This is a genomic window from Stenotrophomonas maltophilia (assembly GCF_013464915.1).
Lineage (GTDB): Bacteria > Pseudomonadota > Gammaproteobacteria > Xanthomonadales > Xanthomonadaceae > Stenotrophomonas > Stenotrophomonas maltophilia_AT.
In genome coordinates this window covers 102,873-122,929 of the sequence record NZ_RAVT01000012.1, presented here as the reverse complement: position 1 = coordinate 122,929, position 20,057 = coordinate 102,873, and the positions used below count along the sequence as shown (strand labels likewise).

15 protein-coding genes are annotated in these 20,057 nt (G+C 68.3%); 3 read left to right on the top strand and 12 right to left on the bottom strand.

Features of this window, described 5'->3' with window-relative positions:
• Positions 1 to 31: 31 nt before the first annotated feature.
• From D7T59_RS04560 to D7T59_RS04550, 3 genes are all read right to left on the bottom strand, one after another.
• Positions 32 to 1,054, bottom strand: a complete 1,023-nt coding sequence (locus D7T59_RS04560) for a ribonuclease H-like domain-containing protein (RefSeq protein WP_180851031.1) — start codon at positions 1,052 to 1,054, stop codon at positions 32 to 34.
• On the bottom strand, positions 1,051 to 3,540 hold the full coding sequence (locus tag D7T59_RS04555; protein ID WP_180851032.1) for a DEAD/DEAH box helicase: 2,490 nt from the start codon (positions 3,538 to 3,540) through the stop codon (positions 1,051 to 1,053). The genes D7T59_RS04560 and D7T59_RS04555 overlap by 4 nt, the downstream gene beginning before the upstream one ends.
• 93 nt (positions 3,541 to 3,633) lie before the next feature.
• Entirely contained in the window at positions 3,634 to 4,800 is a 1,167-nt protein-coding gene (locus tag D7T59_RS04550; protein WP_180851033.1) for a hypothetical protein, read from the bottom strand.
• Positions 4,801 to 5,043: 243 nt separating this feature from the next.
• Between D7T59_RS04550 and D7T59_RS04545 the strand changes: the two genes are divergently transcribed.
• Entirely contained in the window at positions 5,044 to 5,517 is a 474-nt protein-coding gene (locus D7T59_RS04545) for a hypothetical protein (protein WP_180851097.1), read from the top strand.
• 40 nt (positions 5,518 to 5,557) lie between these two features.
• Entirely contained in the window at positions 5,558 to 6,232 is a 675-nt protein-coding gene (locus D7T59_RS04540) for a hypothetical protein (protein WP_180851034.1), read from the top strand.
• Positions 6,233 to 6,322: 90 nt separating this feature from the next.
• On the opposite strand, the gene D7T59_RS04535 is transcribed toward D7T59_RS04540, so the two are convergent.
• Genes D7T59_RS04535 through D7T59_RS04495 form a run of 9 tightly spaced genes read right to left on the bottom strand, consistent with a single transcriptional unit; the run spans position 6,323 to position 18,680 of the window.
• Positions 6,323 to 8,131 carry a hypothetical protein gene (locus D7T59_RS04535; protein ID WP_180851035.1) on the bottom strand — a complete coding sequence of 603 codons (1,809 nt, stop codon included), beginning with the start codon at positions 8,129 to 8,131 and terminating at the stop codon, positions 6,323 to 6,325.
• On the bottom strand, positions 8,128 to 10,302 hold the full coding sequence (locus tag D7T59_RS04530; protein WP_180851036.1) for a hypothetical protein: 2,175 nt from the start codon (positions 10,300 to 10,302) through the stop codon (positions 8,128 to 8,130). Before D7T59_RS04530 ends, D7T59_RS04535 begins: the two co-directional genes overlap by 4 nt.
• Positions 10,299 to 11,420, bottom strand: a complete 1,122-nt coding sequence (locus D7T59_RS04525; protein ID WP_164137158.1) for a BatA domain-containing protein — start codon at positions 11,418 to 11,420, stop codon at positions 10,299 to 10,301. Before D7T59_RS04525 ends, D7T59_RS04530 begins: the two co-directional genes overlap by 4 nt.
• Entirely contained in the window at positions 11,417 to 12,313 is an 897-nt protein-coding gene (locus tag D7T59_RS04520) for a DUF58 domain-containing protein (protein WP_180851037.1), read from the bottom strand. Before D7T59_RS04520 ends, D7T59_RS04525 begins: the two co-directional genes overlap by 4 nt.
• 7 nt (positions 12,314 to 12,320) lie before the next feature.
• Complete coding sequence (locus D7T59_RS04515; protein ID WP_180851038.1) at positions 12,321 to 13,304, bottom strand: AAA family ATPase; 984 nt, start codon at positions 13,302 to 13,304, stop codon at positions 12,321 to 12,323.
• Positions 13,305 to 13,320: 16 nt separating this feature from the next.
• Positions 13,321 to 14,028, bottom strand: coding sequence for a DUF4159 domain-containing protein (locus tag D7T59_RS04510; protein ID WP_180880487.1), 708 nt, complete (start codon positions 14,026 to 14,028; stop codon positions 13,321 to 13,323).
• On the bottom strand, positions 14,028 to 15,362 hold the full coding sequence (locus tag D7T59_RS04505; RefSeq protein WP_164137161.1) for a TldD/PmbA family protein: 1,335 nt from the start codon (positions 15,360 to 15,362) through the stop codon (positions 14,028 to 14,030). Before D7T59_RS04505 ends, D7T59_RS04510 begins: the two co-directional genes overlap by 1 nt.
• 21 nt (positions 15,363 to 15,383) lie before the next feature.
• Positions 15,384 to 17,018 (bottom strand): TldD/PmbA family protein, encoded by a 1,635-nt coding sequence (locus D7T59_RS04500; protein WP_180851040.1) that lies wholly within the window; start codon positions 17,016 to 17,018, stop codon positions 15,384 to 15,386.
• 30 nt (positions 17,019 to 17,048) lie between these two features.
• The gene (locus D7T59_RS04495; RefSeq protein ID WP_180851041.1) at positions 17,049 to 18,680 is read right to left on the bottom strand and encodes a metallopeptidase TldD-related protein; all 1,632 of its coding nucleotides are present in this window, start codon (positions 18,678 to 18,680) and stop codon (positions 17,049 to 17,051) included.
• Positions 18,681 to 19,397: 717 nt separating this feature from the next.
• On the opposite strand from D7T59_RS04495, the gene D7T59_RS04490 reads away from it, so the two are divergent.
• On the top strand, positions 19,398 to 20,012 hold the full coding sequence (locus tag D7T59_RS04490; protein WP_180851042.1) for a DUF938 domain-containing protein: 615 nt from the start codon (positions 19,398 to 19,400) through the stop codon (positions 20,010 to 20,012).
• Positions 20,013 to 20,057 lie beyond the last annotated feature (45 nt).

Genomic DNA, 20,057 nt, shown 5'->3' with positions numbered 1-20,057 from the left:
CGCCGCTGCCACCGTCAGGCCGTGTCAACGCCTACTGCCCGACCAGCGCCAGCGTCTCGCGCTCGCGTTGCTCCTCGCGTACCAACCGCTGCAGCAGCAGGGCCAGGGTCACCACGTCCTGGTGGTTGTGGTCGGCCACCCGGCGCAGGTTCACCGCGTCGCCGCCGCGCAGGAAACGCAGCCATGCACCGGGGGCCTCCGAGCCGGGCAGGTCATCCTCGCGCACCACGCGCAGCAGCTGGCGCTCGATGGTGGACAACTTGCAGTTCTCCCACGTGCCGCGATAGCGGCGGCGGGTCGGATAGAGCAGATCAATGTGATCCAGCGCCGTGATCGGGCACCGCTGGCGGGCCAGTCGGTAGCGGGCCTTCAGCAGCGGTGCGTCGTAGCTGCGGCCGTTGTAGCTGCAGAACACGGTGGACGGCTGCAGCCAGCTGGCGAACGTCGCCAGCATCGCGTCTTCGGCGGCCATGGTGGACATCAGAAGCTGGCGGATGCGCAGGCCTTCACCGCGTTGCGGGCACACATGCCAGTCGGCGGCGCCGATCATGAAGGCGCGGGTGCCGGTGCCGCCGGCCAGGCCCGTGGTCTCGGTATCGAAGAACAGCAGGTCGCGCGGGGCTACGTATTCGCCTTCGCGGCGGGCGAAATCCAGCGACAGCGGCTGTGCCGGAATGGGCTGCGGCTGCAGCGATTCGATCAGGAACAGGCCCGGTGCGATCTCCTCACCGGGCAGCTGGCGATCCTGCGCGCTGGCGCGTGCCGGCGCGGCTCCACCGCGCGAACGCAGGCCGAGCAACCGATGCAGGCTGCCCACCTCTGGTTGGCGCAGCGATGCCGGTGCAGCAAGGGGCGCCGCTGCGCCAGTCGGCTTGTGGCGGATTTCCTGTTCGACCCAGGCGAACACCGAGCGCTCGGCCGGTGGTTGCCGTGCATCGTTGGCGGCCACGGGTGCGGGGGGCGCAGGCGTTGCATCCGGCGCCGCCGGCGTGGCCGCTTTCGGGTCGCCGGCCTGCCTGCGCAGCAGGCGCAGCTTGTCCAGGCTCAGGCTCACGGTGCCAGCAGCTCCATCGGATCGCGCACGGTCACCACCACGTCGGGCACATGCTGGCAGGCCTCGGCATCGAACAGGTCGAGCACGCGCAGCGCCAGCGCACGCGGCGAAGTTTCATCCTCTTCCTGCGCCGCCAGTACCGGGCCGACACAGGCCGGGCACCCGGCCTTGCAGTCGCAGCGCTGTACCAGTTCGCGCGCGCGCTGCACCAGCTCGGCCTGGCGCTGCCACAGCGGCTCGCTGAGGCCGACGCCGCCGGGGAAGTTGTCGTACAGGTAGACGGTGGGCACGAACTCCTGCAGCAGCTCGACGACGCCGGGATCACCCTCGCTGCCGCGCAGCTGGCCACGGCCACTCTGGTCGGCGATCGCGAACCAGGCACCATCGCCGTTGCCGACCGACTTCTGCAGGTCGCGCGCATCGGCCATCACCGCCACGGTGGCGACGATGTGCAGCGCGTAGGCCGCGCCGAGGAAGCCATCCAGCGCATCCTGCCTGCTGGCGAACGCGCGCAGCAGCAGCGCCTGCGGCAGCTGCCACCACACCGCAGTGGTGTGCAGTTCCTGGTCGGGCAGGTTCACCGGGCCGTAGCCGATGTTCTCGTGGGTGTAATAGCGGATCTTCTTGTAGCCGGCCACGCGGCGCACCACATGCACTTCGCCGTGATGTGAATCGCCACGGCCGGCCACACCTCCATCGAAGCGGTCCAGCACCTTGAGCTTGGTGAAGTCGATGCTGTCGGTGTAGTAGTCCACGTGGGTGCGGGTGACGTAGGCCTTGCGGCCGTCCCAGTCCAGCGTTTCCACCTGGTACGGGGTGGACTGCACCATGTGGATCGCGCCTTCGTACAGGGTGAGCGCGGCGGCCGAATAGTCGACCTCGGCGATGATCTGCTGGCGGCCATCGCTGCGGTCGACCACCACGAAGTTGCCGTCGGCCACCGCACGCAGGCTGACCGCGTTGGCCGGGTAGCTGTCGGCGATCCATTCCCAGCGCTCGCCTTCGCGGTGGATGACCTCGGTTTCGGCCAGCGCTTCCAGGAACACTTCGGGGTCGATCGGGCCGAAGCCATCGCCGACCCGGAACGGCAGTTCGAAGGCCGCGCAGCGGATGTGGTCGAACAGGATCAGCGGCTGGTCCGGCGCGATGCGCGCATGTTCGGGCGAGGCTTCGGCGAAGAAGTCCGGATGGCGTACCACGTACTGGTCCAGTGGCTGCGAACTGGCCACCATCACGCCGAGTGCGGGCTGCTGACGGCGACCGGCACGGCCAAAGCGCTGCCAGGTGGCGGCCACGCTGCCGGGGTAGCCGTTGAGGATGACCACGTCCAGGCTGCCGATATCCACGCCCAGCTCCAGCGCCGAGGTGCTGACGATGCCGTCGATGTTGCCGGCGCGCATCGCGCGCTCGGTCTCGCGGCGCTCGGTGGGCAGGTAACCGCCGCGGTAGGCGCGGATGCGGGGTGGCTTGCGCGGGTCGTGGTCGAAGATGTCCTTCAGGTACTTGGTCAGCACCTCCACCATCAACCGGGTCTGCGCGAACACCAGTGTCTTCAGGCCGGACTTGATCGCGATGCGGGCGATGCGGTTGCTCTGCGAGCGCGCCGAGGCGCGCAGGCCGAGGTCCGGATTGATCACCGGCGGGTTCCACAGCAGCACCTGCTTCGGCCCGCTGGGCGCGCCGGACTCGGTAATGGCGGTGACCGGCGCTTCGATGAGTGCCTCGGCATGCGCCTGCGGATTGCCGATGGTGGCCGAGCACAGGATGAACTGCGGTTGCACGCCGTAGAACGCGCAGATGCGCCTGAGCCGGCGCAGCACGTTGGTGACGTGGCTGCCGAACACGCCGCGATAGGTGTGTACCTCGTCGATGACGATGTAGCGCAGGTTCTCGAAGAACTGCGCCCACTTGGTGTGATGCGGCAGGATGGCCTGGTGCAGCATGTCCGGGTTGGACACCACGATGTCGCCGTGCAGGCGGATGGCCTGCCGCGCATCGCCAGGGGTGTCGCCATCGAAGGTGAAGGCCTTCACCCCCAGATCGCCGGCGCGGTTGAGTTCCAGCAGCTCGGCCACCTGATCCTGGGCCAGTGCCTTGGTCGGGAACAGGTACAGCGCCTTGGCCTTGTCCTGCATCGCCGCGCTGACCACCGGCAGGGTGTAGCACAGCGACTTGCCGCTGGCGGTGGGGGTGACGATGGCCACGTGCTCGCCGCGCTGGCTGGCCTCCCACGCTTCGGCCTGGTGGCTGTAGAGCTGTTCGATGCCGCGCGACTTCAGGGCGGCGGCCAGCGCCGGTGGCACCGAACCGGGAATGGGCGCGTAGCGGCCCTCGCGGCCGGGAATGGCGAAGCTGCCGGTGATGCGGTCCTGGTAGCGGCGCTGCAGGCGCGCACTGAGCAGGGCGCCATCGCGGGCGGGCAGGCCGTCGCGGGTGGCGAGCTTCTGCTCGGCATCGGCGGTGCGCTTGGCGAGTTCGTAAGCCATGGAAGATGGAGCCGGGACGGATTGCGAGGGGTCACATGGCACCACATCCACGTCTCAGGATGTGAGACACCGGCGTGGGATGCAGTGAACCGTTCAGAGCGCGGGCGCACGGCGGCTGCTCAACTCGGCCTGCAACCTGCTGCTGCAACGATGCCATTTCCAGGCTTTGTGCAGCAGTTGCCCGGCCTGCCACAGTGCGAAGACTGCCGCAGACGGCCACCACAGAACCCACGTTGGGCTCTCCTCGCTCAGGGGAGGCAATCCTGCAAATATCAGAACGAGTGGCATCATTCCCAGCCAGGCCATATGCCACCAGGCCCCGCGTGGCGGAAAGCCGCGGCGATCGTCCGCGAGCGACCAGCCCGGGCCGGCCGCCAGTACCTGCCCATCCGACTCGCGGATATCCAGCAGGACACGGCGCCCCTCCTGGAAATGCGGGCCTCCCATCCACTCAAAGGGAAACTCGATGCGACGGTCATTGCCGATCAACCAGACACATGAATGGGCCGGATGCAGCCGTAGCATGCAGAGCCTGCCGGACACCTGCAGCACCCGTGTTGCGGTTGCCGGTCCTTGACGCCCGCGCATGGCCAGCCAGATGGCCAGCCCGGCAATGGCAAGCAGGGGGCTCGACAACAGCCACTGCTCCCACTGCAAAGCATCATTGACAGTGAAGGTCACTGCCCCCAAAGCGAGCACGGCCGCGCCCCAGCCGCCTGCGCGCGAGCCCGTGGCGCGTCGCAGCGCAACCTCTTCCGGGGATTCCAGTCGATCGCCGCGCAGCTGGCTCGGTGCGCAGTCCTCAATCCGCTGGCGTCGAGGCCGCAGGCCGGGTACGTCGAAGCCCGCATCGTCCAGCGCCGCATTCCGCCGCGCTCGCCGCTGGGCACCCACGATGTGGAAGCGATTCAGGCGCACGGCCACGGCCATGTCGCCGATCAGCACCACTTCGGCATCATTGTCCTCGGCCAGATGGCGCCAAGCATCGAACGGCAGCAGGACCTGCACACCCGCGATGCGCGCGTGATTCGTTACACGGTCTCCCCACGCATACTGATCGCCATCGACGGCGCCGGAAAGGTGCCTGACCTGGTTGTCGTGCATCTGACCCGTCGTGGCGCGGACCGGACCAAGGGCAGCGTGTTCATCGGCGCTGAGCATGCGCAGCGGTGTGCGTCGGCGAAGCGCCACCAACGCATCACGCATCCGGGATGACCATTCGAAGCCAGCCGCTACCAGCATCAACGGCACGATGATCATCAGAAGAAGCACAGTGGGTGGCATTGGCGTGCGTTATGCGATCTGGAATGAACCTGTCAGGGTCAACCGTCCGACGGGGGAAGCCAATGCAACGAGTTGCAGATTTCGCTATCGCCGGCTGAACGCCTGTCCGCACTTCCAACGAAATCTGAAGCCGGCATCCGTATCCTTGGGCGCTGGACGCAACCAACAGGGTGGGTGGCTGTGGCACGACGTGGAACGCAGGGAGCACTGCTGGCCGGCATGCTGCTGGCCGGCATCGCGCAGGCGCAACAGCCCGCTCCGGTGGCGGTGCCCGATCCTGCACCCGTTCCCCCTGCTGATGCCCCGGCAGTAGCCAGCGCGCCGGTTTCCACCCCCCTTCCGCAGGACAACGTCACCACCCTTGGCGAAGTGCGCGCACTCAAGCCCGATGACGAGCCGCTGGATCTGTACCGCTTCAAGAATCCGGTGAAGTTCGGCGACAACCGCTTCAGCCGCGACTGGAGTGAACCACCGTCACCGGAGCAGGTCAGCATGGGCGGCGGCTACATCATGATGGGCGTGGTCAAGGGCGTGATGGCGGCCGCAAAGGGCGTGAACAAGCTTACCGGTGGACCAGCGCAGATCCAGGCGGCGGTGGCGCGGCCACCGCCGGAACTCAGTGCCGAACAGCAGCAGCGTGCGCTGCGGTTCACCGAGGAGCAGGGTGCCGCTGAGCCATCGCCGGTGAAGTAGGCCGGTATATCCTGCCGGCTTCCCCATCGGTGCCATCGCCATGTCCCTGCGTTCCTTCTGCCTGGTGGCTGGGTTGCTGCCGGCCTCCGCCATCGCTTCCGGCATCGCCGATGGCGGCGCCTGCCGCAACGGCGCGTTCCCGTCCGAACAGAGCGGATTCGCCCTCGCACGGGTGATCGATGCACCTCGCCTGTACCTGCTCGGTGACATGGACGGCTGCCCGGGCAAGGGCGAGCCGGCCTGCCGCCAGCGCAGCTATGTGGTCAACGGCGATACGGTGGTGACCGGGCGCGACCTGGGTGGCTATCGCTGTGCGTTCTTCCCGAACAAGGTGGGCGGCAGCGCCGGCTGGGTGGACCGCAGCAAGCTGCAGACGTTGCCTGCGGTCGTGCCGTCCCTGCGGGACTGGGCAGGCCATTGGAAGGATGGCGACAATGGCCTGCGCATCTCGGTGCAGGGTGGGCAGTTGCATGTGGAAGGCGACGCTTACTGGCCCTCCGCCAACCCGACGCCGGAGCAGCGTCCCTATGGGCCGAACATGGGCCAGGTGGAAGCACGCGCGACCCCACGCGGCGCCGATGTGGAGTTCGCCGAAGACACCTGCAGGGTGCGTGTGCATTCGCTGGGCGAGGTGCTGATCGTGGCCGACAACAGCGAGTGCGGTGGCATGAACGTGCGCTTCAATGGCGTGTATCGGCGCGCGGGCACGCGCTGAGAGGCGCCAACCAAGGTTGGCATCCACCAGGGCAACCGGCCAGTAGATCCACGCCATGCGTGGATGCGGTCCACGATCCAGTCGGCGGGGTCAGCGCCGCCGTTCCAGCCACCACAGCAGCGCAGCGCACAGCACGAAGGCCAGCCACCACGGCCAGCGCGAGCCGGCCACCGGCTGCGTGGCCTGCACATCACGGGGCACGCTGCGGGCCAGCACCCGCGTGGTCGCATCGATCATCGCCTGCCGATGCAGTGCAGCTGCGTCCTTCGGGTCGAATACATAGCGCCAGACGATACTGTCCCCATGCTGCAGGCGCTGCCAACCTGCGCCACGTGGCCACCAGCCGGCACACCGCAGCGCCGATGCCGCACCATCGACGATCAGCGGCACGCTGTCGCCACGCTGGCTGAAGGCCTGCAGCGGCGCCTGCACGCCGCACAGCACCTGGCGTTCGCCGGCCCAGGCAATCGCCTGTGGTGACCACAGCACATCACCGCTGCCCTGCGCGCGTGCCAGTGTGGCCACCACGCCGCTCCACAGTTCGCCGTGGCGATCATCGCGGCCTGCCAGCACCCAGCGCCAACTGTCGGTGAGTGGCAGCAGGCCGATGCGCCCCTTGCCGGCCGCGCGCCAGCCGCCGACGGCCTTGCCGCCCCGATCGTGCAGCAGTACGTTGCTGCCCGGTGCCTGCAACGCCAGTGCTTCCAGCGAAGGCAGCGCAGCGCTGTGCGAGCTGCGGTCGGCCTCTTCGCCGTAGCCGGTCGGCAGTGTGCCGGCGGCAAGCGGGCCACGGCGCGCGGCAAGGACCGCGCTGTCACCGTCGCCGGGAAGTTCGAGGGTGTGGCTGCTGCCATCGCCCTGCACTGGCAGGCCAAGATCGTGCAGGCGCTGGCGCGCACTGGCCGAAGGTGCCCCGGCACTGCGCACCAGTACACCCAGACCCTCGCGCAGCGCCTGGCGCACGACGGCCAGCTGGCCTGCACCCAGGGCAGACAGACTGCGTTCGTCCAGCAGCAGCAGATCGCTGCGCGCCAGCGTTGCAGCATCGAGCGAAACCACGCCATCGCCCACGCTGAGCCCGGCACCGGTATCGGCCTGCACCTGCACGCGGAGGCCGGCATCGGCGGCCCAGCGGCGCAGATACTTCAGTTCCGGGCCGGGTGCGCTGGCACGCACCAACAGGCGCAGGGGCGCTGCCGGCAAGGTCTGCTGCGGCACCGGTACGGTATCCACCACATGGCCTTCGGTGTCGAGCAGGCGCAACCGGAATACGCTGCGGCCTTCGGCGCGGGCGATGCCGGTGAGCTGGACGCGGCCGTCTTCGGCAACGTCCGCGCGATCGACCACGGTGTCGCCCGGGTCCAGCAGCTCGGCCTTCGCCTTTGCCGCGCCACGAGCCTGCGCCTGTACCTCGAAGCGTCCGCCGGGAGCAACGTCGGCCGGTGGCTGCAGCGCGACCCAGCCACGCGGTGCGGGTGCTGCCTGCCAACGCACGTCGCCCGGCAACGCCGCGTCGCGATCGCGTGCGGCCAGGCCGGCGCCCACCAGGGTGAGCGTGGAGGCCGGGTGTTGGCGCAGCGCGGTGGCCAGGTCGGGAACGCGCTGTGCGCCGGGCACATCGGCAGCTTCCGGCAACAGCAGCAGCGGGCCTTCGCTGGCCGGCGGTGCGCCTGCTGTGTCGGCCTCGGCGCTGAGCACGACCAGCCCGGCGGCGGATTGTTGATGGGTGGGTGGCACCAGGCAGAAATACAGCAAGGTGGCAGCGACGATCTGCAGTGCGATCACGCTCCACCGGCGGCCCGGGTGCGCGGTGCTTCCACGCAACTGGCGCACGCTGGCGATGACCACGACCACAGCGAGTGCCAGCGCAATCCACAGGTTCAGGCTGGAGGCGTTCATGGCTGCGCCTCCAGCGCATCGAGGTAGCGCTGGCCCATCGCATCGGCCGCACTGCGCCGCATCGCCTGCGGCAACGGACGCTGCAGGGCACGCCACAGCTGCGCACGCAGGCGCTGGCGGCAGTCGCGGCAGCCGGGTTCGATGCGCAGCTGTTCGATGGCGGCGGCCAGGTCCAGTGCATCGGGCAGGTAGGCAGCGTTGCGTTGCTGCCAGCTGGCGAGCGCATCGAGATCGGGTGTGCCGACGTCATCGCCGAGACGCTGCCAGGCTTCGACAATGGCCGGGTCCGGCGGCGTGCGTGCGGCCAACGGCAGTTCACGGCTGGACAGCCCGGCGCGATCACCGCCCAGCCGGCGGCCTTCATCGATCGGTGGCAGCTCCGGTCCGACCCGGGCCAGGTAGATGCGCTCGGCCTGCTGCACCTGCTTGATGAAGCCCAGCGCCTTGTAGGCGAAGGGCAGCGCCTGCTCCGGGCGGCCCTGGCGCAGCTCGCCTTCGGCCGACCACATCTGGTCCAGCGCGGCCTTCAGCGTGGCACGGGTCTGCGGATCGAGCAGGGTGGCCGCCTCGGCGTGGTCATGGGTGTGGCCGTACTCGGAAAGCACGTCGGTTGCGCTGCCGAACACCGGTGGCGTATCGGCATTGGCCGGCTGGCCGCCGTGATCATGGCCATGGTCGTCGTGCGCTCCGGCATCGGCGCCATGGTCGTGATCGTGCTCGTGATCGTCGTCGTGGCCATCTGCGGTCGGCGCATCGCTGGTGGGCAGGTCGCTGGTCGGTGGCGGCTTCGGTGCGCCTTCGCTTTCCTCGCCCAGGAACTGGCCGTAGCGCAGGCGCAGGATGCGCTGGTCGACACCGATCGCATCGCTGCGCTTGATGAAGTCATCAGCGGCGAGACTGCGCCGCTGCCGGATCAATGCCTCGGCATCGATGATGATCTGCCGCTGGCTGCGGAAGTACGCCGGCAGGGTCTTCTTGATGCGGCCTTCCAGTTCGGCGGTGAGGGCGACTTCTGTGCTCGGCAGGCGCAGGATCACGCTGCTGCTGCGCCCGGTCTGCGGAGTGGGCGTGTGGTTGTCGCGCACTTCCAGCTGCGCGATCACATCGTTGCCAGGCTGCGCACCCAGTGCGGCGAGGTCGAGCGTATGCGCGAAGCGCCGTGCGGTCGACTCACCACTGCCGGTGAGGCTGACGCTGCGACGGACGAAGGTGATGTTCTCACCGCTGCCCTGGGTGGTGGTGATCGACAGCGCTGCCTGCGCGGCCACGCCGTAGTCGTCGCTGGCCTCGAAGCGCAGCGCCCATTGCCGTTGCCCGGGCGTGCCCAGAACCAGGCTGGCGGCCGGTTCCAGCACGCGTACGGAGGGTGCACGGTCGGCCACCACGTCCAGCCGATGCAGGCGGGTCTCGGCCAGTGCCGGTTCGCTCACCACGCGGTACAGCATCGGCGTGCGCGCCACATCCTGCGCGTGCCATTGGCCGTCCTGCTCGTTCAGCGGCAGGCGCCGGCCATCGTGGAACTGCAGCCATGCCTTGTCCGGCGCGCGATCGAAGCGCAGCGACCACGACAGCCGGCTGTCGGCGGCAACCTTGGCATCCAGCGCATTCTGGGTGAGCGCAGCCTGGCCGGTATAGGCCGGTGCGTCGATGCGCAGGCGGGTCGACTGCAGGTGCAGTGGGCCCGCGGGCATGGCGTTGTCGTGCGCCGTGGGTGCAACGGCGGCGGGGCCGCTGTTCGAGCGCGGCCAGCCGAGTGCCAGCAGTGCGATGGTCAGGCCCGCGATCCAGCACAGGGCCAGCGCTGCACGCGGCCAGCGCGGTCGCAGTTCCGGCATGTGGCGCTGCAGCGTGGCCAGCACGTGCGTGCGTTGGCGCTGCTGCAGCGGATTGAGCGTGGTGGTCTCGGCGAACAACAGGTCCGCGCTGTCTTCGCTGGTGCCGCTGGCATCAAGTTGCCGCTGCAGCCACCGACGGTCGAGCCGGCGGGTACGCGCCGTCGCAACGGCGGCGCAGGCGAGCACGACGAGCGTGCCAGCCACGCAGGCCAGATCGAAGCCGGCCAGGCGCAGCGCCAGCGCGGTGGCGGCCAGCGCCAACGGCAGGCCAAGCAGCAGGGTGATCAGGGCGCGTCGGCGCCGCGCACGCTGCCAGGCACGGTGCAACGCGTTCATGCTGCCACCCTGCGCCGGGCGCTGCTGGCCATCCAGCGTTCCAGCGCGAACAGCAGCACGACGGCCAGCAGCAGCCAGAGGGTTGGTTCACGCACTGGCGGAGTGGTCGCAGGCAGTACGGCCCGGTGCGGTGCCTGGTCCTGCGCGTCACCCAGGCGAGGTGACGCAGGCGGTTGCAGGGCCAACAGCAGGGCACGCGGCAACTGTGGATCGCGCAGCGCAGCGTTGCCTGAGGCATCCCAGTCGCCGGGCAGAGACAGCAGGACACCGTGGCCGATGCGTTGCTGCCACAGCAGCGGGGCGCCCTCGGCGTTGCGCAGCAGGATGCTGGCCTCGGCGGCAGGCTTGCCCGCAGTCACTACACGACCGCCGTCGCGCAGCCACCCCTGCCAGTTCGCCGGCAGTGTGCCGTTGCGGCTCCATATGCCGATCTCGCCGCGCCCGGGCAGCGCATCCGCAGCCAGTGGCGCGAGCGGCGCCTGCATGCCCCACGCGCGCTGCAGTGCATTCAACCAATGCTGGGTGGCGGCCGAAGCATCGCTGTGCACGCGCAGACGCGGCGACGTTGCAGCACTCGGTTGCGCAGTGACCGGTATCGGCTGCGGGCGCCACTGCACCTCGCGCGACAGCTGCAGGCGTGCGCCGTCCAGGCCGGGTAGGGGATCGGGAACGTGCACGGTCAATGCGGTGCCCGCGGGCAGCTGTGCGTCCAGTTCGCGCAGCAGGCTGGGCAGGGAGGCAGTGGATGCAGATGGCACTTGATCAATGGCCGGGAAGCCGGGCGCCAGCCAATGCCAGTTGCCCGCTTCGGTGGTGCCGCGTAGTGCGGTCGCGTCCAGCCCTGGAGCAACGACCGTCCACGCAGTGGGGGCTGGCGCAGGCCCGGTCAACGCAGGTCGTGCCAGCAACAAGGCCAATGCGGCAAGCAACAGCAGCCGCACCAGCAGCAGCGGCCAGTCATCGAAGCGGATGCGCTGGCGCGGTCGGATCTGCGCGCGCAGCCAGCGCAGGGCGGCGAAATCCAGCGGCGTATATGGATGGCGGCGGGCCAGGTGGATGAGCAGCGGCAGCAGCCATGCGGCGAGCGCGGCCAGGCCCAGCGGGAACAGCAGGTTCATGCGCCGCCCCCACGGCCGAACAGCGCCTGCAGCGGCTGGTCCAGCGGCTGGTCCAGCCAACCGTTGGCGCTGGCGATGCCACTGGCTTGCAGGCGCGCCCGCAGCGCGCTGCGGGCATCGGCAAAGCGCTGCAGGTAGTCGGTACGGATCGCTGCGCCATCGCCCAGCAGTTCTTCGCCGGTCTCCGGGTCGCGGAAGCGATGGCCGGCGTCGAACGGGAAATCGCGTTCGTCAGCGGTCAGGATCTGCAGCAGTGCCACTTCGCGACGGGCGCTGGCCAGTTGTTCCAGCAGCACGATGCCGGCTTCATCGAAGCCATCGCCAATGGCCAGCAACATGTCGCCGGGGCGTACGCGCTCCCACAGGGGGCGCAGTCGATCCGCCGATGGCCAGCCGCCGCGCGCCTGCAGCGCATGAAGTTGCAGGTGCACGCGGTCACGTTGGCGTGCGCCGCTCGCTGCGGGCACCAGTTGCAGGCCATCGCCATTGATCGCCAGCAGGCCGAAGCGATCACCCTGTTGCAGGGCCAGTTCAACCAGGCATGCGGCCACGCCACGCATGTGGTCCAGTCGCGTGCGCTGCGGTGCGGCGCGATCAGCCTGGCCGGCCGAGGCGGTGGCATCGAGCAGCAGCCAGACCGTGATCGGGCTTTCGCGTTCCGATTCGCGCACGAAGAAGCGGTCCGAGCGCGCATACAGCTTCCAGTCGACCTGGCGGAGTTCGTCGCCCGGCTCGTAGGCCCGGTACTGGGCGAACTCCAGGCCGGCACCACGGCTGCGGCTGGCGTGCTGGCCAATGCCACTGGCACCGCTGGCCAGGCGCGGCCGCAACCGCAGCAGGCGCAGGCGCGCGCGCAGTTCCGGTGGCAAGGTCAGCGGGGCACCTGCGTTCACGCGTGGCTCAACCCGGGAACGGCACGGCCTGCAGCAGGGCGGCGACCACGTCGTCGGCACGCTTCTGCTCAGCCTCGGCGGCGAACGACAGCAGCAGGCGATGGCGCATCACCGGCGCGGCCAGCGCCTGCACGTCCTCGCGGGTGGCGGCGAAACGGCCCTGCAGCAGTGCGCGTGCCTTGGCGGCAAGCACCAGCGATTGGCCGGCACGCGGACCAGCACCCCACTTCACCCACTGGTTGATCGCGGCGGGTGCGCCGTCGCCGGGCCGGCTGGCGCGCACCAGGCGGGTGATCCAGGCCAGCACATCGGGGCTGACATGCACCTGGCGCACCGCGGCCTGCAGGGCAATCACCGCTTCGGCATCCATCACCTTCGGCACCGCGTCGGTGGCACCGCCGGTGGTCTGTTCCAGGATCTGCCGCTCTTCGTCCTCGCTCGGGTAATCCACCAGCACGTGCAGCAGGAAGCGGTCCAGCTGTGCCTCCGGCAGCGGGTAGGTGCCGGCCTGCTCGATCGGGTTCTGCGTGGCCAGCACGAAGAACGGCGCCGGCAGCGCGTAGGTGGTGCCGGCGTAGCTGACCGTGCGTTCCTGCATCGCTTCCAGCAGTGCGGCCTGGGTCTTGGGCGGAGTGCGGTTGAGTTCGTCGGCCAGCAGCAGGTTGGTGAAGATCGGGCCCTGCTGGAAGCGGAAGTGGCGATGGCCGGTGCCATGGTCTTCTTCCAGCAGTTCAGTGCCGAGGATGTCGCTGGGCATCAGGTCGGGGGTGAACTGCACGCGCCGGAACTGCAGTTCCAGCGCCTGCCCGAGCGAGCGCACCAGCAGCGTCTTGCCGAGGCCCGGCGCACCTTCCAGCAGGCAGTGGCCGCCGGCCAGCAGGCCGATCAGCAGCTGCTCGACCACGGCGTTCTGGCCCACCACCGCGCGTGCGAGCGCAGCGCGCAGATCGTGCAGGCGCGGCAGCAGGGAATCGAGGTCGGGGGCGGTCATGGGCGTGCAGGTCCTATCAGTTGTTCAACGCGTACATCACGATGTTGACGCCGAAGCGGGTGTTGTCTTCGGCCAGGAAACGCTTGTTGCGCCAGTCGTAGTCCCACTCGCAGCCGTAGTCCTTGTTGCTGTAGAGCAGGCCCAGGCGGCCATCGACCTCGATGCCCTTCAGGTAGTCGTGCACCAGGTCGTCGCCCCAGCCGTTGAGCTCGAAGCTGGTCGCGGGCGGGCCGTCGGGGAAACGGAAGAAACTGCGGTACAGCGCGTGGTTGTTGGGCAGTTTCTGCAATGCCTTGGGCCCGAACAGGCGACCCATCTGCGCCTCGAACGAGGTGGCGAACAACCCGTCGATGTCATGGTTGCAGTCATCGACGAAGACGAAGCCGCCGTTGCGCACGTAGCGCACGAAGTTCTGCCGTTCGGCGGCGTTGAACTCGACCAGCGTGTGCCCGGCCAGGTAGCAGAACGGCGCTTCCAGCATGCGCGGGTCGGCCAGTGCCACCACGTGTTCCTGCGGGTCCACGCGCAGCGAGGTGTAGTCGATCAGCGAGGTGATCAGGTTGGACGGCATGCGCGCGTCCACGTCCCAGTCGCCGGAGTCGTACTGCAGGCGGGTGAACCAGAAGTCGTAGCGGGAACTGCGCGGGCCWGCCWGCGCGAAGGCCGGCAGCGCCGCCGCCGAAGCGGCAGCGGCCAACCAGCGCAGGCAGGCCCGGCGATCCATCAGACGGCGTCGGACAGCGAGGTGAAGGTGAAATCACGCAGCTTCATCGGCGGGATCATCATCACGTAGCTGGATTCATCACCGGCCACGCGCACCGGCTTGCCCAGCTCTTCGATGTTGTTGAGCATGATCACCGGCGATTCGTTGAAGCGGAAGTTCTTCACCGGGTGCTTGATCTGGCCGTTCTCGATGTAGAAGGTGCCGTCGCGGGTCAGCCCGGTCAGCAGCACGGTCTGCGGATCGACCATGCGGATGTACCAGGTACGGGTGACCAGGATGCCCTTCTGGGTACCCCGCACCAGCTCGGCGGTGCTCTTGTCGCCACCGCTCATCAGCAGGTTGCCCGGCGAGGCCTTGGCGGTCTTGCCCTGCTTCTGCGCCCAGAAGCGCGAGTAGTCCAGGTTGGCGACCTTGCCGTTTTCGATGATGGCCATGCGCTCGCGCGGCAGGCCGTCGTTGTCCCACGGCAGGACCGGCGCATCCGGGTGCCACGGGTCGGCGAACATGGTCACGCGCGGGTCGTAGACCTGCTCGCCCAGCTTGTTGCCGCCGCCCTTCCTGGACAGGAAGCTGCGGCCTTCATCGGCCGAGCGTGCGCTGAAGAAGTTCATCATGAAGCTGATCAGGCCCGCGGCCGCGGCCGGCTCCAGGATCACCGTGTACTTGCCCGGCTCCAGCGCCTTGGCTTCGGCCGATTCAGTGGCCTTGCGCATGGCGATGCGGACGTCCTGGTCGGCCTTGAAGTCCGCCGCATCCTTCAGGTTGCGGCCGACCCAGCCCGAACCACGGCCATCTTCGGTACGCACGGTGCAGGTGTAATCGAAGTTGGTGGTGCGCTGGTAGGCGAAGTTGCCGTTGCTGTTGGCGGTGGCCTGGAAGCCCTGGCCGTCTTCGAGGAAGCCGGCGGCGATCAGGCCGTGGCCACGGCACGGGGCGATCGAATCGGCGGCGACCTTGGCGCGGAAGGCCGGATCGATCGCGGCGGTGGACTCGCTGAAGGTCGGGCTGGCGCGGTAGCTCTGCTTGCCGATGGCCGGCATGAACTCCGGGTTCTCCGGCGCCAGGCGCGCCAGGTCTTCGGCACGACGCACCACGCGTTCCAGCGCGGCATCGTCGAACTCGTTGATCGAGGCGGTGCCGACGCGCTTGCCGAAGGCAACGGTGACCGCCAGCTCGGTGTTGTCGACGATGCCGCTGGTGGAGACGTTGTTCAGTGCGAAACGGATGTTGCCGCTGATCGCGCCGGCCAGCACGGCGGTGCACTCATCGGCCTTGGACAGGGCGATGACCTTGTCGAGGATGGCCTTGGCCTGGGCTTCGGTGAAGATACTCATGGTGTAAGGGCTCCTGACCGATCAGCCGAGGCTGCGTGCGGTGTTGATGACATTGATGCCGTTGAAGCGCGCGGTCGACGAACCGTGCGAGACCGCCGAGACCTGGCCCGGCTGGCCCTTGCCGTCGAAGAACGAGCCGCCCAGGCGGTAGTCGCGCTCGTCGGCCACGGCGGTGCAGGCGTTCCAGAACTCCGGCGTGCGGATCTGGTAGGCCACGTCTTCCAGCATGCGGGTGATCTGGCCGTTCTTGATCTCGTAGAACAGCTGGCCACCGAACTGCGCGTTGTAGCGCTGCTGGTCGATCGAGAAGGAACCATCACCGATGATGTAGATGCCGTTCTCCACGTCCTTGATCAGGTCCGGCACGCTCAGCGGCTTCTTGCCCGGTGCCATCGACACGTTGGCCATGCGCTGGAACTGCACGCTGGACCACGAGTCGGCATAGCAGCAGCCGTCGGACTCGGTCTTGCCGAGGATGTGGGCCTGGTCGCGGATGGTCTGGTAGTCCACCAGCTTGCCGCTGCTGATCAGGTCCCAGCGCTTGCACTTCACGCCTTCGTCGTCGTAAGCCACCGCGCCGAGGCTGCCCGGCTGGGTCTTGTCGGCAAAGATGTTGACCAGTTCGCTGCCGTACTGGAAATGCTGTTCGCGCTTGTCCAGGGTGGCGAAGCTGGTGCCGGCGTAGTTGGCTTCGTAGCCGAGCACGCGGTCCAGTTCCAGCGGGTGGCCGATCGACTCGTGGATGGTCAGCCAGGTATGCGACGGGTCGAGCACCAGGTCGTACTTGCCCGGCTTCACCGACGGCGCCTTCAGCTTTTCCTGCGCCTGCCTGGCGGCGGCGATGGCGTCTTCCTTCATGTCGTAGGAAGAACTGTAGTTGACCACGCCATTGGGGCTGACCACCTTGCCGGCGGCGGCGCCATCCAGGTATTCGTAGCCCAGGCCCATTGGCGAGGACAGGCCCGAACGGGTGCGGAACTTGCCGCTGGACTTGTCGATGGCGGTGACCGTCATCGGGGCCCAGATGCGGTGCACGTCCTGGTCGATGTACGAGCCGTCGGTGGAGGCGAAGTACTTCTGCTCGTTGACCAGGAACAGCATCGAATTGACGAAGCTGGCGCCGGCGCCCATCGCCGCGGCGTTGACGTCCAGCAGCAGGCCCACCTTGTCCTTGATCGGCACTTCCATTGCGTTCTTGCGGATCGGCGTACGCCAGCTCACCTCGCCCACGCCCGGCGCCTTGGCCAGCTGTACCGGCGCGGTCTGCACGCCGGCATTGGCCTTGGCGATTGCCGCCGCCTGCTGCGCGGCCTTGGCCACATCGGCAGTGCCCAGCGCGTTGGTGGCGGCGAAGCCCCAGGCGCCGTTGACGATCACGCGGATGCCCACGCCGGTGGACTCGGTGTTCACCACGTTCTGCACCTTGTCCTCGCGGGTGATCACGAACTGCCGCAGGTAGCGGCCGATGCGCACGTCGCAGTAGGTGGCGCCGGCTTGGCGGGCGGCGGCCAGCGCCGCATCGGCCAGGCGCTTCTTCAGCCCCAGGTCCAGCGTGCTCTGCAGTTGTTCGGCGGCGATCACCTTGCCGAAGAAGGAGGGCACGATCAGCCCGCCCGCGGTAAGCCCGGTCAGGGCCAGGAAGTCACGTCTTTGCAAGGCTGCTCTCCATGTCGAAGGATGGGTGGCTCAAGCGCCGAGACTGCGCGCGGTGTTGATGATGTTGATGCCGTTGAAACGGGTGGTGGACGAACCGTGCGAGACCGCCGAGACCTGGCCGGGCTGGCCCTTGCCGTCGAAGAACGAACCGCCCAGGCGGAAGTCGCGCTCGTCGCAGATGGCGGTGCATGCATTCCAGAACTCCGGCGTGCGGATCTGGTAGGCCGCATCCTCGACCATGCCGGCGATCTTTCCGTCCTTGATCTGGTAATACAGCTGGCCGCCGAACTGCGCGTTGTAGCGTTGCTGGTCGATCGAGTACGAACCGCGGCCGTGGATCCAGATGCCGTTCTCCACGTCCTTGATCATGTCCTCGACGCTGAGCGGCTGCTTGCCCGGTGCCAGCGAGACATTGGCCATGCGCTGGAACTGCACGCTGGACCACGAATCGGCATAGCTGCAGCCATGCGACGCATCGCGGCCGAGGATGTGGGCTTCATCGCGGGTGACCTGGTAATCGACCAGCACGCCGTCGCGCACCAGGTCCCAGCGCTGGGTCTTCACCCCTTCGTCGTCGTAGCCGACCGCGCCGAGGCTGCCGGGCTGGGTCTTGTCGGCGAAGAAGGTGACGATGTCGCTGCCCCAGCGGAAGCCGGCATCGCGCTTGTCCAGCGTGGCGAAGCTGGTACCGGCGTAGTTGGCCTCGTAGCCGAGCACGCGGTCCAGCTCCAACGGGTGGCCGACGTTCTCGTGGATGGTCAGGAACAGGTTGGACGGATCCAGCACCAGGTCGTACTTGCCCGGCTTCACCGACGGCGCCTTCAGCTTTTCGCGCGCATGGCGGGCGGCGGCGATGGCGTCCTCGACCGGGTCGTAGGAATCACGGTAGGCGGTGATGCCACCGGGCAGCTGCACCTTGCCGCGCGCGTCGCCATCGAGGAACTCGTAGCCCATGCCCATCGGCGAGGACAGCCCGGCGCGGGTACGGAACCTGCCGCTGGCCTTGTCGATGGCGGTGGCGGTGAACGGCAACCAGATGCGGTGGATGTCCTGGTCGATGAACGAGCCGTCGCTGGAGGCGAAGTACTTCTGTTCGTTGACCAGGAACAGGGTGGAATTGATGAAGTCGGCACCCGCATTCAGCGCGGCTGCGTTGAGCGCCAGCAGCAGCTCGACCTTGTCCTGGATCGGTACCGCCATTGCATTGCGGCGCACCGGCGTCTGCCAGCGTACCTCGCCGACCGCCGGGGTCGGCGCCAGCTGTACCGGCCGGGTCTGGATGCCGGCGTTGGCGCGGGCGATTGCCGCCGCCTGTTCGACCGCGGCGCGCACGGCGGCCTCGGTCTGCTGATGGGTGGCAGCGAAGCCCCAGGCGCCGTTGACGATCACCCGCACGCCTACGCCGGACGACTCGCGGTTGGTCACATTGCCGACCTGGTGCTCGCGGGTGATGACCGACTGGTTGAGGTAGCGGCCGATGCGCACGTCGCAGTAGCTGGCCTTGGCGGTGCGTGCGGCCGCCAGCGCGACCTCGGCCAGGCGCCTGCGCTGGGCGCTGTCGACCGGGGCCAGCAGCTGCTCGGCGGCGATGGCGCGGGAATGCGGCAGCAGCAGGCCCGCCAGGCCCAGACCGGAAAAAGCCAGGAACTCACGTCGTTGCACAGCGTTTCTCTCTCTCGCTTGCGTGCGGTTGGCAACAGGCCGGACCGATCACGTCAACTGCCCGACTTTCGCCAGCGCGGCGGCTCCGGGCAAGTGACTGCAGTCATGGTTGGGTGGGTTTCGGCAGGGCTTGCAGCCCTGCACCTGCTTCAAGCCAGGGCAACGTCAACGTCAACGTCAAAAGCAGGCTATCCGTGGGATGGCGGGGCGGTGTGGGTGGGCAGGACACGCCGTAAACCCATCCATGGGGGCTCGATGGCGCCATCCATGGCGCCAACGGTCCTGCCCACCCACACCGCCCCACCTCTGACAGATCTCCGCGGCTGTTGGGAACTGCGATGGTTGTCCGCGCGGCTGTTGGTAGGTGTCGACCTTGGTCGACACATCTGTCAGATATCGAAATGAATCCGGGGTCAGATMCGTTTTMCTAMGGAAAACGGATCTGACCCCAAGAGCCGTTCCAACAGGCCGCAGAAAACTGTCGAAGGCGGGGTGGGTCCGGTTGCGGGGGTGTCCGCGGCATGGATGCCGCGGCCAAGCCCTCAAGGACGGGTTCACGGCGTCCCCCGCAACCGGACCCATCCCGCCATCCCACAGGAAGCCCGCTGTTGCTTTGGCTGTTGCCGTTGCTCCGGCTTCGGCGGGTGCAGGGCGCAGCCCTGCCGAGCAACACCCCCTCGTGCACAATGGGGGCGACCCCGCCTGGACACCGTCCTGATGTCGAGCAAGCCCTATTCAGAAGCCTGCGAGCGCAACCGCGAACCGATCGCCGCCGCGCTCGACCCATGGATGGGCGACCGGCATCGGGTGCTGGAGATCGGCAGCGGCACCGGCCAGCACGCGGCCTTCTTCGCCGAACGTTGGCCGTGGCTGCGCTGGCAGCCCAGCGACCACCCGGACCACCTGCCTGGCATCGAGGCATGGCGTGCCGAAGCGGCATTGCTGAATCTGCTGCAGCCGCTGGCGCTGCAGGTGGAACTACCGCCAGCGACCGGCCTGAGCCTGCCCGAGGGCAGCATGTTCGACGCCGCATTCAGTGCCAACACGTTGCACATCATGGGTTGGGAGCACGTGCAGGCGCTGTTCGCCGCGCTGCCGCCGCTGCTGCGCCACGGTGCGCTGCTGGCGGTCTACGGTCCGTTCAACTACGGCGGCCGCTACACCAGCGACAGCAACGCGCAGTTCGATGCCTGGCTGAAGGCGCGTGACCCGCGCAGCGGCATCCGCGATGTGGAAGCCGTGCAGGCGCTGGCCGAGGACAATGGCTTCACCCGCCTGCGCGATGTGGCGATGCCGGCCAACAACCGGCTGCTGCTGTGGCGGTTGGGCTGAACCGTCGGTAGTGCCGGCCGCDGGCCGGCAAACGATTGCCKGGAT